15 protein-coding genes and 1 pseudogene are annotated in these 15069 nt (G+C 65.3%); all 16 read right to left on the reverse strand.

Annotation, left to right across the window (positions count from 1 at the left end; genetic code table 11):
• A pseudogene (locus J6525_RS34100) lies at positions 1 to 288 on the reverse strand (hypothetical protein); the annotation flags it as partial.
• 154 nt (positions 289 to 442) lie between these two features.
• Positions 443 to 1498, reverse strand: coding sequence for a YeeE/YedE family protein (locus J6525_RS34105; protein WP_225647956.1), 1056 nt, complete (start codon positions 1496 to 1498; stop codon positions 443 to 445).
• A 145-nt stretch (positions 1499 to 1643) separates the two neighbouring features.
• Positions 1644 to 2678, reverse strand: a complete 1035-nt coding sequence (locus J6525_RS34110) for a quinone oxidoreductase family protein (protein WP_376708594.1) — start codon at positions 2676 to 2678, stop codon at positions 1644 to 1646.
• Positions 2679 to 2781: 103 nt separating this feature from the next.
• A complete protein-coding gene (gene iaaH / locus J6525_RS34115; protein ID WP_225647957.1) occupies positions 2782 to 4212 on the reverse strand; it encodes an indoleacetamide hydrolase in 1431 nt (476 codons plus the stop codon).
• 32 nt (positions 4213 to 4244) lie between these two features.
• The gene (paaK, locus tag J6525_RS34120) at positions 4245 to 5576 is read right to left on the reverse strand and encodes a phenylacetate--CoA ligase PaaK (protein ID WP_225647958.1); all 1332 of its coding nucleotides are present in this window, start codon (positions 5574 to 5576) and stop codon (positions 4245 to 4247) included.
• 20 nt (positions 5577 to 5596) lie between these two features.
• Positions 5597 to 6052 (reverse strand): hydroxyphenylacetyl-CoA thioesterase PaaI, encoded by a 456-nt coding sequence (gene paaI / locus J6525_RS34125; RefSeq protein WP_225647959.1) that lies wholly within the window; start codon positions 6050 to 6052, stop codon positions 5597 to 5599.
• A 199-nt stretch (positions 6053 to 6251) separates the two neighbouring features.
• Complete coding sequence (gene paaE, locus J6525_RS34130) at positions 6252 to 7331, reverse strand: 1,2-phenylacetyl-CoA epoxidase subunit PaaE (RefSeq protein ID WP_225647960.1); 1080 nt, start codon at positions 7329 to 7331, stop codon at positions 6252 to 6254.
• 128 nt (positions 7332 to 7459) lie between these two features.
• Positions 7460 to 7963 carry a 1,2-phenylacetyl-CoA epoxidase subunit PaaD gene (gene paaD / locus J6525_RS34135; protein ID WP_225647961.1) on the reverse strand — a complete coding sequence of 168 codons (504 nt, stop codon included), beginning with the start codon at positions 7961 to 7963 and terminating at the stop codon, positions 7460 to 7462.
• Positions 7957 to 8733, reverse strand: coding sequence for a 1,2-phenylacetyl-CoA epoxidase subunit PaaC (gene paaC / locus J6525_RS34140; protein WP_225647962.1), 777 nt, complete (start codon positions 8731 to 8733; stop codon positions 7957 to 7959). Before paaC ends, paaD begins: the two co-directional genes overlap by 7 nt.
• Before the next feature lie 143 nt (positions 8734 to 8876).
• Positions 8877 to 9164 carry a 1,2-phenylacetyl-CoA epoxidase subunit PaaB gene (paaB, locus tag J6525_RS34145; RefSeq protein ID WP_024579339.1) on the reverse strand — a complete coding sequence of 96 codons (288 nt, stop codon included), beginning with the start codon at positions 9162 to 9164 and terminating at the stop codon, positions 8877 to 8879.
• Positions 9165 to 9175: 11 nt separating this feature from the next.
• Positions 9176 to 10168 carry a 1,2-phenylacetyl-CoA epoxidase subunit PaaA gene (gene paaA / locus J6525_RS34150; protein ID WP_225647963.1) on the reverse strand — a complete coding sequence of 331 codons (993 nt, stop codon included), beginning with the start codon at positions 10166 to 10168 and terminating at the stop codon, positions 9176 to 9178.
• 76 nt (positions 10169 to 10244) lie between these two features.
• Positions 10245 to 11114 (reverse strand): phenylacetic acid degradation operon negative regulatory protein PaaX, encoded by an 870-nt coding sequence (paaX, locus tag J6525_RS34155; protein ID WP_225647964.1) that lies wholly within the window; start codon positions 11112 to 11114, stop codon positions 10245 to 10247.
• Positions 11115 to 11320: 206 nt separating this feature from the next.
• Entirely contained in the window at positions 11321 to 12091 is a 771-nt protein-coding gene (locus tag J6525_RS34160) for an esterase/lipase family protein (RefSeq protein WP_225647965.1), read from the reverse strand.
• 190 nt (positions 12092 to 12281) lie between these two features.
• Positions 12282 to 13565: a DUF445 domain-containing protein gene (locus J6525_RS34165; RefSeq protein ID WP_092083261.1), complete on the reverse strand. Its 1284-nt coding sequence runs from the start codon at positions 13563 to 13565 to the stop codon at positions 12282 to 12284.
• A 237-nt stretch (positions 13566 to 13802) separates the two neighbouring features.
• On the reverse strand, positions 13803 to 14279 hold the full coding sequence (locus J6525_RS34170; protein ID WP_028331816.1) for a phasin: 477 nt from the start codon (positions 14277 to 14279) through the stop codon (positions 13803 to 13805).
• 181 nt (positions 14280 to 14460) lie between these two features.
• Positions 14461 to 15057 carry a GNAT family N-acetyltransferase gene (locus J6525_RS34175; RefSeq protein ID WP_225647966.1) on the reverse strand — a complete coding sequence of 199 codons (597 nt, stop codon included), beginning with the start codon at positions 15055 to 15057 and terminating at the stop codon, positions 14461 to 14463.
• Positions 15058 to 15069: the final 12 nt, after the last annotated feature.

Raw genomic sequence — 15069 nt, forward strand, 5'->3', positions numbered from 1 at the left:
GTTGAGCTCCCTGACCCACATCTCGACGTTAGGCGCCATACCGGCGGAACCATGCTGCAGGACCACGACCGGCAACTGACCAGAGTTCGTCGCGAGCCGGAGCTGTCCAGAAGTCGTCGTTGCCTTCCCGACGGCCTCACCGCGCAAAAATTGCGTATCCGATAGCGTCAAGGTGTTAATCGAATGCAGTTCGGTGCGTGCAGCCATATCCGGCAAGATGGGCTCGATATTCGCCTCGTCTGCCGACGGCACGGCTGCTTGTCTCCGCTCCACGCGCTCGTCGCTCATGACGCCCCCCCGCCCGGGAAATCCGATGCCACATGTAGCAGAAAAATGGCTCGACGTTTGCCGAATGTCCGAGCTGGGTCATAAGCCGCCGATAACTACCGAACCGGGCAACTTCCGCTTTATGACTGGAAGCCGACGGTTATGAGTAAACGCCCTAGGCCGTTGCGAGCGGCCTGACCCGCAAGGCACCGCGCAGGCCGGCGCCGGTGCCGAGCATGATGCCGGCGATCGCGATGAGGGACGACAGCGACAGCGTCGACAATCCGGTCAGCCCCTGCCCGACCGAGCAGCCGAACGCCATCACGCCGCCCGCGCCCATCAATGCGGCGCCGCTCGCCGAGCGCAGCATATGCTGTGGCGACCGGTAGCCTTCGAGCTGGAAGCGCCCGGTGGCGATGGCCGTGATCAGGCTGCCGGCGAACACGCCGAACACGGTGACGATGCCGAAATTGAGCGTCGAGCCGGTCGACAGCATGACGTATTGCAGGGCGTCGGCGATCGGCGCGATGAAGGTCAGCGACGTCACCGGCACCGGATTGAAATCATCGGCGCCGAGATAGCCGGTCGCGTACCAGCCTCCCGCCACCAGCAGGCCGACGATCAGGCCGGCCGCGATCTGGCCCGGCGACTTGCGGAATGGCGCATGGGCAAAGGCGAAAATAATCAAGACGGCTGCGAGAACCGAGGCCGCCACCATCCGCGCCGGCACCGCGCCGAGGCCGATGTCCGCCAATAGCGCCGGCACCGAATTGGCTGACACTGTGGCCTGTGACGCCTGCACCATCGCGATCCGCGCCGGCGCGATCAGGCCCTTCAGTGTCATCTCGGCGAAGATGCCGAGCACGATCACGACCACGAAGGAGCGCAGATTGCCGCGCCCGAGCAGCACCAGCGCCCGCGAGCCGCAGCCGTTCGACAGCACCATGCCATAACCGAACAGCAGCCCGCCGAGGAACATCACCGGCGCCGAGAAGGACGGCTGCAGATAGATCGACTTGCCGAGATCGACGAGGCCTGCCGCCGCCAAAAGCTGCGAGGCCGCGATCGCGACGCCCATCGCCAGCGCATAGGTGCGCGCCAGGCGGCCGTCACCCTCCGCCCACCAGCCGCGCAGGCCGCTCATCATGCAGAAGCCACTGAGCAGCCCGACCGAGCCATAGATCAGGCCGATGATCAGGGCGGCGAGGATGACGATCGTGGCGGGGTCCATAATAGTCCTTCAATTACGTTCGTCATTGCGAGCCAACCGGTCGGCGCGAAGCGCCGCCGGATGACAGGCTCCGCGAAGCAATCCATACTATCACACTGGAGAGAATGGATTGCTTCGTCGCTTCGCTCCTCGCAATGACGGTGAACTAGGGTCGCAAAATCACGCGGTCGCGCGACGAGCCTGCCACGGCAACAAACGCCGCCTTGGCCTGTTCCAGCGGATAAATCGCGCTCGGCTTGATCGGGAATGGCCTCAGATGTCCGCCGGCAAAGCCCGGCGCAAGCTCGCGCAACACCTCGCCGGTCGCAACCGACGACAGCGCAAGCGTGTCGATGCCGACATAGGTGTGCTGGCCGCGGTAGAATTCGAGGATGTTGAACTGCACGATGCGGTCGACCGCCGCGATCAGGATCTGGCGGCCGCGCAGCGCCAGCGACTTGTGCGCGGCCTGGAAATAGGGATCGCCGACCGTGTTGTAGACGATGTCGGCGCCCTTGCCGCCGGTCAGCTCGCGCACGCGAGCGGCGACGTCGGTGGTCGAGGCGTCGATCACCTCGACCGGCGAATTGCTGTGGCCTTCATAGGGCTCGCTCTTGCGTACCACGCCGATCACGCGCGCGCCGTGCCAGCTCGCGATCTGCACCGCAGCCTGGCCGACCTTGCCGTTTACGCCCATCACGAGCACGGTCTCGCCCGCCTTCGGCAGGCCGGCGCGGCGCAGGCCTTCCATCGCAGTGACGAAGGGCACGCCGATCCCGGCGGCTTCGTCCCAGGAGATGCCGGCGGGCTTTTCCACCACGGCATCGCGCTCGACCACCAGATGCGTGGCATGGGTGCCGTCGCGGCGGATGCCGAGGTCGCCGGACGAGCCGAACACGTCGCGCCCGATGAATTCAGCGGGACCATCGATTACGACACCGGCGTAGTCGCGGCCCGAGGTACGCGGGAATATGGCATAGGGCATCAGCCCGGTCGCGGCCTTGACGTCGGACGGATTGACCGCGGCGGCCCTCACCTCGATGAGCAGATCGTCCGCCCCGCGCGACAACGCAAGGGTCTCGACCACTGGCGCCACCGCCGCCGCGTTCTCCGCCTTCGTCAGCAGGCGCACGCAGCGGGCGTCGACAGGATGACGGTTTGCTTGCGGGGCCGGCGGCATCAGCGTTCCAGTCCTGGTCATGAAGCGCGCTGTTGAAGCGCGCGGATGGTGGCGGCCAAGTGGCCTCCGGTCATGACTAATCGACTGACCGATCAATTCAAGGGGCTTGTTGCGGCCGGCGGTGTCAGAGCTTCGGCGGCGGGGCCGTGCCCAGGATCGCCTCGATCGACAGGCCGAGCCCGAGCAGCCTGGCATCGCTTCCGACCGGACCGTCGAGCTCGAGCCCAACCGGCAGGCCATCGGACGTCATGCCGGCATAGAGCGACAGCCCGGGAAGGCCGGCATTGCTGCCGGGGTCGGTGTTGCGGATCATGGTGCCGAAGGTCGGCACCGGCGCGCCGCCATTGACCGACATCTCGCCGGACCCGGTCTTTTCGTCGATCAGCGGCGCGGGCGCGACCGTGGTCGGAAACAGGATGGCGTCCAGCCTGTTGTTCCTGATGTAGGTGGCATAGATCGCCTGCAGCGCCGGCCGCTGCACGTTGATTGCATCATCATAGGCGGCGCCGAACGCGTCCGTAGTGATGGCACCGAATGCGCCGACGACATCAGGACTGGCGACGCCGGCCGCGATGTCGGACAGCGTGATCCCCTCGATCCCTGAAGCGGCAAGCCAGGCCGGGATATCGGCGATCGGTTCGTGCAGCGCGACCACGAAGGACACCTTGCCGTTCTGCTCGAACAGATCGGGCATATCGACATCGACCAACACCGCGCCGGCCGCCGAGAGCCGGGCACAGGCTGCGCGGGCGACGGCTTCGACATCGCGATCGAGGCCGCTCCAGAAACAGGCGGGAATGCCGAGACGCACGCCGCGTAGCGGAACGGCTGACGCCAGCGGCGTGCCTGATATCACGGCATCGAGCAGCACGACATCAGCAACTGTGCGTCCCATCGGGCCGACGGTGTCGCGGGTATGGCTGATCGGAACCACCTGGTTGTCGTCGTGATAACGCCGCTCGGCGCCGCCATCGCCGACTGAAGGCCGAAGGCCCACGGTCCCGGTCAGCGCCGCGGGCACGCGGGTCGAGCCGCCGGTGTCCGATCCGAGGCCACAGGTGGCGATGCGCGCGGCGATCGCCGCCGACGTTCCGCCGGACGACCCGCCCGGGATCCGGCTCGTGTCGTACGGATTCCGCACCGGTCCCGCGAACGGCGCGAGATTGGTGCTGGTGATGCCGAAAGCGAGCTCGTGCAGATTGGTCTTGCCGATGACGACGGCGCCCGCATCGAGCAGCTTTTGCAGCGACGGCGCATTGCGCGCAGGCCGCGCGTGTTGCAGCGCCGGCGTGCCGCCCGATGTCGGCAGATCTGATGTGTTGATATTGTCCTTCACGACGATCGAAAGCCCGGCCAGCACGCCGGTCCGCGTCCCGGCATCGACCTCGCGCGCCGCAGCAAGCGCGCCGTCGCGGTTCAGCACGATGAAGGCGTTGAGGTGCTTGAGCCGCTCCGCACGATCGAGCGCGGCCTCGACGACACTGACCGCCGTTACCTTGCCGGCGCGGATATCAGCCAGGATCTCCGCAGCGGTCGTTTCATTGGTGTCGGCCATACCCTGCGCCCTGTTGAATTGCAGGGATTAGGCTATTCTTTCGGCCGCTTGTCGTAAACTCGTTTCGCCTTGCCGAGCGAACGCTCCAGCGTCTCGGGCGCAACGACGCGGACGCGGGTCGAGATGCCGATCGTGTTCTTGATGAAGGCGGAGACCTTCTCGGCGTGAACAACCAGCCCTTCGCCATCCCAGCTCTCGGGCCGGGCTTCGGCGAGCACCGTCATCTCATCCATGCGGCCCTCACGGGTCAGCTCGATGACAAAATGACCGCCGCACCAGTCGGTCGCCAGCAGCGCTTCCTCGATCTGGGTCGGGAACACATTGACGCCGCGCAGGATGATCATGTCGTCGGAGCGGCCGGTCACCTTCTCCATTCGCCGCATGCCGGGCCGCGCCGTGCCGGGCAACAGCCGCGTCAGATCGCGGGTGCGGTAGCGGATGATCGGGAAGGCTTCCTTGGTCAGCGAGGTGAACACCAGCTCGCCCTTCTCGCCGTCGGGCAGCACCTCGCCGGTCAGGGGATCGATCACCTCCGGATAGAAGTGGTCCTCCCAGATGTGCAGGCCGTCCTTGGTCTCCACGCATTCCTGCGCGACGCCGGGACCGATCACCTCCGACAAGCCATAGATGTCAGTGGCGTCCATGTCGAACGCCTGCTCGATCTCGACTCGCATCGCGTTGGTCCAGGGTTCGGCACCGAAGATGCCGAACTTCAGCGACGATTTGCGCGGATCGAGGCCCTGCCGCTTGAACTCGTCGAGGATCGCCAGCATGTAGCTCGGCGTCACCGTGATGATGTCGGGCCGGAAGTCGTTGATGAGCTGCACCTGCCGCTCGGTCATGCCGCCGGAGATCGGGATCACCGTGCAGCCGAGCCGCTCGGCGCCGTAATGCGCGCCGAGGCCGCCGGTGAACAGGCCGTAGCCATAGGCGTTGTGCATCAGCATGCCGGTGCGGCCGCCGGCGGCGCGGATCGAGCGCGCCATCACATCCGCCCAGGTGTCGATGTCGGCCCTGGTGTAGCCGACCACGATCGGCTTGCCGGTCGTGCCCGAGGAGGCATGGACCCGCACCAATTGCTCGCGCGGCACCGCGAACATATTGAAGGGATAATTGTCGCGCAGATCCGTCTTCACCGTGAACGGAAATTTGGCGAGATCGGGCAGCTGCCTGAAATCGGACGGATGCACGCCGGCGGCATCGAACGCTTTCCAGTAGTGCGCGACATTGTCATAGGCATGCTTGAGCGACCAGGCCAGCCGCCTGGTCTGCAGCGCCATGATCTCGTCGCGCGAGGCGCGCTCGGCCGCATCGAGCTCGGCGTGATAACCGCTGTCCTTGACCTTGAGCTTTGCCGTTGCCATCGACGTTTCCCCTGAAGCCTTTATGCCTTGATGTCCGTGTCGGGCAGCCAGGTGCCCGGTATCACGCGCGAATGCCCGCGGAATTCGGCGATCACGCTGTCGCCGGAGGTCACGCTCACGTCGTAGATTCCCGAGCGGCCATTGCGCGAGATCTCGCGCGCGGTCGCCACCAGACGATCCCCGAGCTTGCCGGGCCGGATGAAAGTGACGTTGCCCTGCGCCGCCACCGCGCGATCGTTGCGGCTGTTGCAGGCAAAGGCGAAGGCTGAATCGGCCAGCGTGAAGATGTAGCCGCCATGACAGATGCGCTGGCCGTTGACCATGTGCGGCTGCACCGTCATCGCCATCACCGCCTGCCCCGGCCTGATCTCGACGAGTTCCATGCCGAGACCCTTGCTGGCGTCGTCTTCCTTCCACATCGCGTCCGCGCAGGCGCGGGCGACATCCTCTGATGATAGCGTGGCCTTCACGTTCACGTCGAACTCCCTGTGCGCGGGCCCGTTGCGGAGGGCCTCTTGGTGTCAAGCGTCAGTGTTGGGCGTGACGCGCGAGGCGTCAACGCTACTTCCGTCATTCCGGGACGATGCGTCAGCATCGAACCCGGAATCTCGAGATTCCCCGATGCGCAATTGCGCATCTGCGGTTCGCTTCGCGCCCCGGAATGACAATCAACAACTAGACGTGGTCGTAGTCGACCACGACCTTCTCAGAGCACGGCTTGGCCTGGCAGGTGAGGATGAACCCCGCCTTCAGCTCCCACGGCTCCAGCGAATAATTCAGGTCCATCGGCGCCTCGCCTTCGACCAGCTTGGCGCGGCAGGTCGAGCACATGCCGCCCTTGCAGGCGAACGGCAGGTCCATGCCGGCGCGCAGCGCGGCGTCGAGGATCGACTCGCCGTCGGCCACCGGGACCTCGCGGCGCTTGCCGTCGATGATCAGCCCGGCAATCGCCTTGGGCGGCGCGCCGGCCGGAACGACGACCTTCGGACGCGGCTTGCCGCCGAATTCCGACACGAAGCGTTCGACATGGATACGCTCGTCGGCGATGCCGATCTCGCGGCAGGTCGCCTCGATCGTCTCGCTCATCGCGGCCGGTCCGCAGACGAAGACGTGATCGACGGTCGCAGCCGGCACCAGCGAGCGCAGCAGCACCCGCACCTTCTCGCCGTCGAGCCGGCCGTGCAGGATCGGAATGTCCTGCTCCTCGCCCGAGATGACGTGGAATACCGACAGCCGCTGCATGAAGCGGTCCTTCAGCTCCTCCAGTGCCTCGCGGAACATGACGCCCTCGGTCGAGCGATTGCCGTAGAACAGGAAGAAGCGGCTGTCCGGCTCGCGCGCCAGCACGCCTTTGATGATCGAGAGGATCGGCGTGATGCCGCTACCGGCGGCAAAGCCGACATAGGTCCGCGCCTCGCCGGGCACGTGGGCGACGCCGAAACGCCCGGTCGGCGTCATCACGTCGAGCTCGTCGCCGGTCTTCAATTCCTCTGCCGCCCAGTTCGAGAACGCGCCGCCGTCGACCTTCTTCACCGCGATGCGCAATTCGCCATCGTCGGGACCGGAGCAGATCGAATAGGAACGGCGAACTTCCTCGCCGTCCATCGTGGTGCGCAGCGTCAGATACTGGCCGGGCGTGAAACTGTAGTCGCCTTGCAGATCGTCAGGGATCGCAAAAGTCATCGAGATTGCGTCCGACGCCTCGCGGCGCAGATCGCTGACGGACAGGCGGTGGAAGCGTGGCGTAAGGGACATCGCTTATCTCTCCCCGTCATTGCGAGGAGCGAAGCGACGAAGCAATCCATCGCTCAGCGTGCGCCGAAGCATGGATTGCTTCGCTTCGCTCGCAATGACGGCCTTGGCGGCAAATAACGACATCATAGTCAATGACACTTGAAGTAGTCGAAGGGTTCACGGCAGCTCTTGCAGCGCCACAGCGCCTTGCACGAGGTCGAGCCGAATTCGGAGAGCAGTTCGGTATCAACGGAGCTGCATTGCGGGCACATCACATGCTGCTCGCCGAACAGCGCGCGGCGCGAGGAGCCCGGCAGCGGCGGCGCGATGCCGTATTCCCTCAGCTTGCGGCGGCCGTCCTCGCTCATCCAGTCGGTGGTCCAGGCCGGCGCCAGCACGGTGCGGACCTTCGGCTTATGAATGCCTTCACGCTCCAGCGCGAGCTCGATCTCGAGCGCGATCATGTTCATGGCGGGACAGCCGGAATAGGTCGGCGTGATCGCGACCTCGACATGCCCGTCGTGGACCGCGACATCGCGCAGCACGCCGAGATCGGCGATGGTCAGCACCGGGATTTCGGGATCGACCACCTGCGCGGCCGCGCTCCAGGCGCGCCGGCGCAGATCGGCATCGCTGAGTGCAACGGTCACCATGTTGCCCCCGGAAAGGTCCGCTGCATCGATTGCAACTCGCTGAGGAGATGGCCGAGATGCTCGCTGTGCCGGCCGCTGCGGCCGCCCTGCTGCATCCAATCGCTCTTCGGCAACGCCAGCGTCGCCTCGTTGACGATGCCGGTGACCGTCTTCAGCCAGCGCGGCTGCAGCGCCGCCGGGTCGATCGCAATGCCGGCATCGATCAGGCCGCGCTCGCCGTCGTCCACCGCGAACATCTCGCCGGTATAGGCCCAGAGATCGTCAATGGCGTCCTGCGCGCGGCGATGGCTCTCCTCGGTGCCGTCGCCGAGGCGAACGATCCATTCCGACGAATGCCTGACATGATAGGCGCTCTCCTTTTCCGACTTCGCCGCGATCGCAGCAAAGGTCGGATCGGACGAGGCCATCATCGCGCGCCAGTAGAGATCGGCGAATGCCGCGTAGAAGAATTGCCGCACCATGGTGCGGGCAAAGTCGCCGTTCGGCTGCTCGACCAGCAGCAGATTGCGATACTGCCTGACGTCGCGCAGATAGGCGAACTTGTCTTCGTCGTTGCCTCGGCCCTCGACCTTGGCCGCGTAGCTGTAGAGCTCACGGGCCTGACCGAGCAGGTCGAGGCCCATATTGGCGAGTGCCATGTCCTCTTCCATGGCGGGCGCGTGGCCGCACCATTCGGACAGCCGATGGCCGAGGATCAGCGCGTCGTCGGCGCGGCGCAGCGCGTAGAGCACCAGCGGCGTTTCGGAGACTTCGATGTTGGCGGTCGCCATGTTCTCTATTCCACCTGCATCCACTTGCTCGACGTCATCCTGAGGAGCCTGCGCAGCAGGCGTCTCGAAGGATGGCCGCGGTTACGATCGGGCGTCATGGTTCGAGACGGCGCTGCGCGCCTCCTCACCATGACGGGTGAAATTCACATGTGCCCGACTTCGTCGGGGACGTCGTAAAAGGTCGGGTGACGGTAGATCTTGGATTCCGCCGGCTCGAACATCATGCCCTTCTCGGACGGATCGGACGCGGTGATCGCGTTCGAGGGCACCACCCAGATCGACAGCCCCTCGCCGCGGCGGGTGTAGATGTCGCGCGCGGCCTGCAGGGCGAGCGTCGAGTCGGCTGCGTGCAGCGAACCGACATGCTTGTGCGCCAGGCCATTGCGGCTGCGGATGAAGACTTCCCAGAGCGGAACGTTCGGCGTGGCCATGGCGGCGCTCCCTATTCTGCGGCTTGCGCGAGCTGGCGGCGCTTGCGCTTCTCGGCATAGGCCATCGCGGCCTCGCGCACCCAGGCGCCCTCCTCATGCGCCTTGCGGCGCGCGGCGAGGCGATCGCGGTTGCAGGGGCCGTTGCCTGATAGCACCTGCTTGAATTCGTCCCAGTCGATCGGGCTGTGTTCCCAATTGCCGTTTGCGTTCTGCTTCATGCCGGGATCGGGGATCGTCAGGCCGAGGAATTCGGCCTGCGGCACGGTGGCGTCGATGAATTTCTGGCGCAGCTCATCATTGGAGAAGCGCTTGATCTTCCATTTGGTCGAGGTGTCGCTGTGCTGGCTGACCTGGTCCGGCGGACCGAACATCATCAGCACCGGCCACCACCAGCGATCGAACGCGTTCTGCGCCATCGCCTTCTGCTCCGCGGTGCCGCGGCACAGCGTCACCATGATCTCAAAGCCCTGGCGCTGGTGGAACGACTCTTCCTTGCAGACGCGGATCATCGCGCGCGCATAGGGGCCGTAGGAGCAGCGGCACAGCGGGATCTGGTTCATGATCGCCGCGCCATCGACCAGCCAGCCGATGGTGCCGATGTCGGCCCAGGTCAGCGTCGGATAATTGAAGATCGAGGAATATTTCGCCTTGCCCGAGAGCATCGCGTCGACCAACTCCTCGCGCGATGTGCCGAGCGTCTCGGCGGCGGCGTAGAGATAGAGGCCGTGGCCGCATTCGTCCTGCACCTTGGCGAGCAGCGCAGCCTTGCGGCGCAGCGACGGCGCGCGGGTGATCCAGTTGCCCTCGGGGAGCATGCCGACGATTTCGGAATGGGCGTGCTGGGAAATCTGCCGCGTCAGCGTCTTGCGGTAGGCGGCGGGCATCCAGTCGTTCGGCTCGATGCGCTCGTCGGCATCGATGCGGGCCTGGAACTGACTGGCACGGGCGACATCCTCGACGCCGCGATCGTCGCCGTCGGATGAGTTGAGCGCCTGCGTGTACATGGCCGACCTCCCAATGTGTTGTTAGGCAGCAATATATAACACAAATTTTATAACGCAAGAAGTTTTTGTAATATGTTCAGACGCCCTCGAAACGGCGCGCCACCGCCCCATTGGGCTTCGGCAGCGGCCCGTCCTCATTGGTTGCGTGGTCGTCAAGCCATTGTTCCGACGGCGAAAGCAGCCCGCGATAGATCTCGCCGCAGAGTTTGCGCGCCGCCCTGCCCGGCCAATCCTTCGGCAGCAGCGGATACGGCAGCAGCGGATCGCGCAGCACGACCCGGCGGTAATGGTGGATCAAGAGTATGCGCGCGGTGAAGGCGTCGGCGTCGCTCAGCGTCTCGCCGCGGATGATTGAGCCGTGCAGCGGCTCGAACGTCTTCATGAACTTCAGATAGGCGTCCGCGGTGCGGTCGAGCGGCCAGCTTTCGCTGAGCAGCCGGCGTCCGCTGTCGTCTTCCGCGGAGACTTCGAGCCGGATCGCGCGCGATGCTTCATCGGGGATCGGCACGCCCGACGGCGCGACCCATACGCCGGGCAGCGGGCTGCCGAAGCCGGCATTCTTCAACGCCTCGCGCGCGGCGTCGCGGTCCTCGGCATTGCCGATCAGCAGCAGCTCGAAGCGGCCGGTCCAGTCCGACGGCGGCGGATCGTAGATGTGTCGGGTCGCGGTGTCGAAGGTCTGCCGGCCCTTGGCATTCAGCCGATAAAAACTGTTGCGGCCGACCTTGTTGCGCTCGAGCCAGCCGTCGGCGGCGAGCCGCGACATCGCGGTGCGCACCACATTGCCGTCGATATCGAGCGACTTGAAGAATTCGAGCAGCGTGCCGAGCCACACCGAGCCGCCGCGCGGCACGATGGAATCGCCGAACACGGTGATGATGATCGAGCCGGTGCGTGACGGCTCGCGCTTCAGCTGGTCGACGATGCGGGCAAGCGGCTGTGGCATGCCTCAACGCATAGCGCGTTTTGTCGATTCACGACAATGCGGGTTCTTTTCCTTCTCCCCGCGTGCGGGGAGAAGGTCGGGATGAGGGGGGCTCTCCGCAATCACGGTGCGAGTTGCGCCCGTGGAGACTCCCCCTCACCCGGATCGCATTGCGCTGCGCTTCATGCGATCCGGCCTCTCCCCGCAAGCGGGGCGAGGCAAGCAAGTCAGCGATTTGGATCGGGATAGACGATGCTGCGCCAGCCGCTGCGATCGAACGGCGCCCACTCGCCTTCCTTCTGCGCGAGGCGATCGGCAACCGCGTAGACCACGGCCGGGTGATGACCCATGCCGCAATGGCTGCTCTCGACCTCGATGCTGTCGGTCATTGACGAGGCCTGCTCGCGGCAGCCCTGCCAGGCGCAGACGCCGTCGGTGCGGCTGAAGATCGCGGTGGTCGGCACCGGCGGCGCGCTGGCGAGCGAGCCGCCGAAACGCGAATCCTCTTCATCGGCGCGCCGGCCGCTGGCCATCTCATAGACGCGCCAGGCGTTGGTCGAGTTCGGGCCGGCGGCAAACGGGCTGCCGAGCGTGATCACCTGGCGCACGCGCTCCGGCATCATCTTGGCGAGCTGGCGCGCATAGAGGCCGCCGAGGCTCCAGCCGACCACCGAGACCTTGCGGCCGGTGGTTTCATTCATCTCCTGCAGCAGCTCGACCATCCCGTCCTGCACGCCGGCGCGAAGCCCGAGATTGCGGCCCTGGCGCCAGCCGCTGACGGCGTAGCCCTTGCTCCTGAGAAAGTCGCGCAGCGGCCGGGTCGACATGTCGGAAGCGATCAGCCCCGGCAGCACCAGCACCGGATGCCCATCGCCGCGCGGCGCGAGGCTGAGCAGCGGCAATGCACCAAGAAAGGCGCCGAGCTCATGAATGGCGCGGCCTTCCAGGAACATCAGTGTCCTGGACGGCGGGCGTAGCGTCTGCGCAGCAACGGACATTTCAGCTCCTCTTCCGGCAGGGCCGCCGGCAATGGGACCAACGAGAATGGGTCAACGGAGTTGACGCGAACCCGGCGGAATCGTTCCGCAACGCAACAATCTGTCCTGAAAAGCTAGGGAACCGGCCACTTTCGTGCAAGCGGTCCAGGTCACACTTGCCACAACTAAAGTGACGTTCGTGCCCAATCGGTCACAGCAGCCGCAGCGTGTACTCCAGAGTGTAAAGTGCGAGGCCGGCAAGCCCGCCGATCAGCGCGCCGTTGAAGCGGATGTATTGCAGGTCCTTGCCGACATTGACCTCGATCAGGGAGATCAGCTGCTCCATGTCCCAGCTCTTCATCTGGTCGGCGATGAAGCCCGAGACGCCGCTCTTCTGCTCGGCGACGACGGTGCGCAGGATCGCCACGAGGCCCTGATTGATCTCGCCGCGCAGGTCGGTGTCGCCGTCGAGCGCGTCGCCGGCCTCGACCAACATTCGCGCCAGCTGATGCTGCAGCACCTGCGACTCACCCGAGGCGCTGCGTTCGATGAAGTCCTTGACGTTGGCCCAGATGGTGCGCCCGAGATTGGCAAGCTCCGGCCGCGCCATCAGATCGCGCTTGAGACCATCGATGCGATCGGCGAACGCCTTGTCGCTACCGAGCCGGTCGACAAAGGACAGCAGCATGCGATCGAACTCGCCGCGGAACGGATGCTGCGGGTCGTTGCGCACTTCCTCGAAGAATTTCGTGGCGGAAGCGATGATCCGGTTCACCACGAACTTGTCGGCACGATAGAGCCTGAGCAGCGTCGGCATCTCGGCGCGGACCTTGTCGCGGATCACCGCCATGGTCTCCTGCTGCGTCAGCGTCTGGTGCAGCACGCGCAGGATGTCGTCGAGCAGGCCGCCATGCTTGCCCTCCTGCACGAAGCCGCGCAGCGCGCCGGCCGCGAGCGGCGCGAGGTCGATCGAGAGCACCTGCGTCGTGACGCGGCGGCTGATGAACTGCATCAACCCCGAGCTCTCGGTCGCCGCGAATGCCTCGGGCAGCATCCGCAGCACGAAGCGGGCGAGATCCTCGGAACGTTTGCGGTCGCGCAGCCAGTCGGCGATGAACGAACCGAAATCGATCTCGCGCAGCTTGGCCTCGACCGGCCCGGATTCCAAAAAGTTGTTCTCGATGAACTCGCCGAGCTTCTCGGCGATGCGCGCCTGATTGCTCTGGATGATCGCGGTGTGCGGGATCGGCAGGCCGAGCGGCCGCTTGAACAAGGCGACGACGGCATACCAGTCGGCGAGGCCGCCGATGGTTGCGGCCTCGGCAAACGCGGCGATGAAACCGAACACCGGATGCACCGGCAGCAGTGCTTTCGCTGCGATGAAGATGACGAAGGTTGCCGCCAGCACGCCGGTCGCCAGCCACTTGACGCGCCGCAGCTCGGCCGCGCGTTCGACGTCGACTGGCGTTGCGATGAGGGCGGCGGGAAGGGTCATGTGGTTTCGCGGGGGTGACGAACGAAGCATAGCATGGCTCACCGCCGTCATTCCGGGGCGTGCGAAGCACGAACCTCAGGTGCGCAATTGCGCACCGGGGAATCTCGAGATTCCGGATCGCCGCTTCGCGTCGTCCGGAATGACGGTGGACACATGAGCTATGAAGGACACCGCCAAAAAAGAAGGCCCGCAAAATGGCGGGCCTTCGAAAAGGGCAGTTGGTCAGCGCGGCCGCGATCAGGCGGTCTTGCCGTAGACCTTGGCGAAGTTGTCCTGCGCGGTCTTCGCACCGTCGGTGACGAGCTTGCCGAGATACTCGGTGGTGGCCTTCGCCCGCGAGACGAACAGTTCGCCACGCGCACGGGCCAGCTCCGACTGGATCTGGGCGGCTTCGCTCAGCGACTTGGCGGACGCGAGCTTGTCGATACCAGCGAAGAACGCCTCGGCGTCCTGGTAGATCGCCTGCTGGATGTTGCGGCTGATCTTGGCGGCTTCGGTCACCGAACCGGCAACAGCGGACTCGATCACGTTGGTCACCTTCTCCGAGCCGGCATAGGCATCGGCAGCGCGGGTCTTGGCCGCCTCGGCCTGCTTCTTCACGAACTCACGGGCGGCTTCCGGAACTTCCAGGTTCTGAAGCTTGGTGAACGCCTCGGTGACGGGCGCGAAGGCTTCCTTGACGCTGTTCAGCACGGAATTGGTTTCGGTGGTCATTGGGGTCTCTCCATCCTCAGGTTTGAGCTATGGGCTCACCCCGTCCGGTTTGGCCCGGGGCAACGGTGTTATGACACACCTCATGGTGCACCGCAACATCGATGTTGCGGCGCGATATCACAAACCTGTGAACAGCACGAAGATCCGGCAGATTGCCTAGAGAACCAGCAGAATGAGGTTTCTAATTACCTCCGACCGCGTCGGATACCCCGTAAGCCTCCATTTGGGCCCGGACCTGAGCCACATTGTGCCCCAACACGACGATGTCGTGGGTCTTGCCCTCGACGTCGCGGACATGGTCGCGCAGCAGGGCCTCCGCCTTGAAGCCGAGGCTCTCGAACAGCGCAATTGCCGCCCGCTGGTCGACTGTCATCTGCACCGAGAACTTCTCCAGCCCGGCACCGAGCGCGATGGCGAAGGTCTCCTGCGACAGCGCCCGGCCGACGCCCTGCCCGCGCACGTCGAGCGACACCACCATCCGGATCTCGCCGACATGCGGCGACCAGGAATGCGGATCGCGCACCAGGGTGCCGCAGCCGACCACCTTGCCGTCCTTGATCGCGAGCAGGCTCGTGATGTCGCCGCGCTCGATCTCGTTGATCCAGGCCGACAGCACCTTCGGCTGGCTGATATTGCGCGGCAGGAACAAGAGATCATGCGTCGGCAGCTTTTGCGCGAAGGCCAGCACCGCGGCCTCGTGGTCCCGAATCATCAGGCGAAACTCGATGTCGCCCGCCTCGGTCTTGACGCGGCGCGGATAGGAACGTTGTTCGGTCATGTCGATCTCTCT

The sequence above is a fragment of the Bradyrhizobium australafricanum genome (genome assembly GCF_020329495.1).
GTDB lineage: Bacteria > Pseudomonadota > Alphaproteobacteria > Rhizobiales > Xanthobacteraceae > Bradyrhizobium > Bradyrhizobium australafricanum.

Coding starts and splice junctions, on each gene's coding strand:
- J6525_RS34110 (WP_376708594.1), bottom strand. CDS start 2,678: ATGACCAGGACTGGAACGCTGATGCCGCCGGCCCCGCAAGCAAACCGT.
- paaX (WP_225647964.1), bottom strand. CDS start 11,114: ATGCCACAGCCGCTTGCCCGCATCGTCGACCAGCTGAAGCGCGAGCCG.
- paaE (WP_225647960.1), bottom strand. CDS start 7,331: ATGTCCCTTACGCCACGCTTCCACCGCCTGTCCGTCAGCGATCTGCGC.
- J6525_RS34165 (WP_092083261.1), bottom strand. CDS start 13,565: ATGACCCTTCCCGCCGCCCTCATCGCAACGCCAGTCGACGTCGAACGC.
- paaB (WP_024579339.1), bottom strand. CDS start 9,164: ATGGCCACGCCGAACGTTCCGCTCTGGGAAGTCTTCATCCGCAGCCGC.
- paaD (WP_225647961.1), bottom strand. CDS start 7,963: ATGGTGACCGTTGCACTCAGCGATGCCGATCTGCGCCGGCGCGCCTGG.
- J6525_RS34160 (WP_225647965.1), bottom strand. CDS start 12,091: ATGTCCGTTGCTGCGCAGACGCTACGCCCGCCGTCCAGGACACTGATG.
- J6525_RS34175 (WP_225647966.1), bottom strand. CDS start 15,057: ATGACCGAACAACGTTCCTATCCGCGCCGCGTCAAGACCGAGGCGGGC.
- paaK (WP_225647958.1), bottom strand. CDS start 5,576: ATGGCAACGGCAAAGCTCAAGGTCAAGGACAGCGGTTATCACGCCGAG.
- paaC (WP_225647962.1), bottom strand. CDS start 8,733: ATGGCGACCGCCAACATCGAAGTCTCCGAAACGCCGCTGGTGCTCTAC.
- J6525_RS34105 (WP_225647956.1), bottom strand. CDS start 1,498: ATGGACCCCGCCACGATCGTCATCCTCGCCGCCCTGATCATCGGCCTG.
- paaA (WP_225647963.1), bottom strand. CDS start 10,168: ATGTACACGCAGGCGCTCAACTCATCCGACGGCGACGATCGCGGCGTC.
- iaaH (WP_225647957.1), bottom strand. CDS start 4,212: ATGGCCGACACCAATGAAACGACCGCTGCGGAGATCCTGGCTGATATC.
- J6525_RS34170 (WP_028331816.1), bottom strand. CDS start 14,279: ATGACCACCGAAACCAATTCCGTGCTGAACAGCGTCAAGGAAGCCTTC.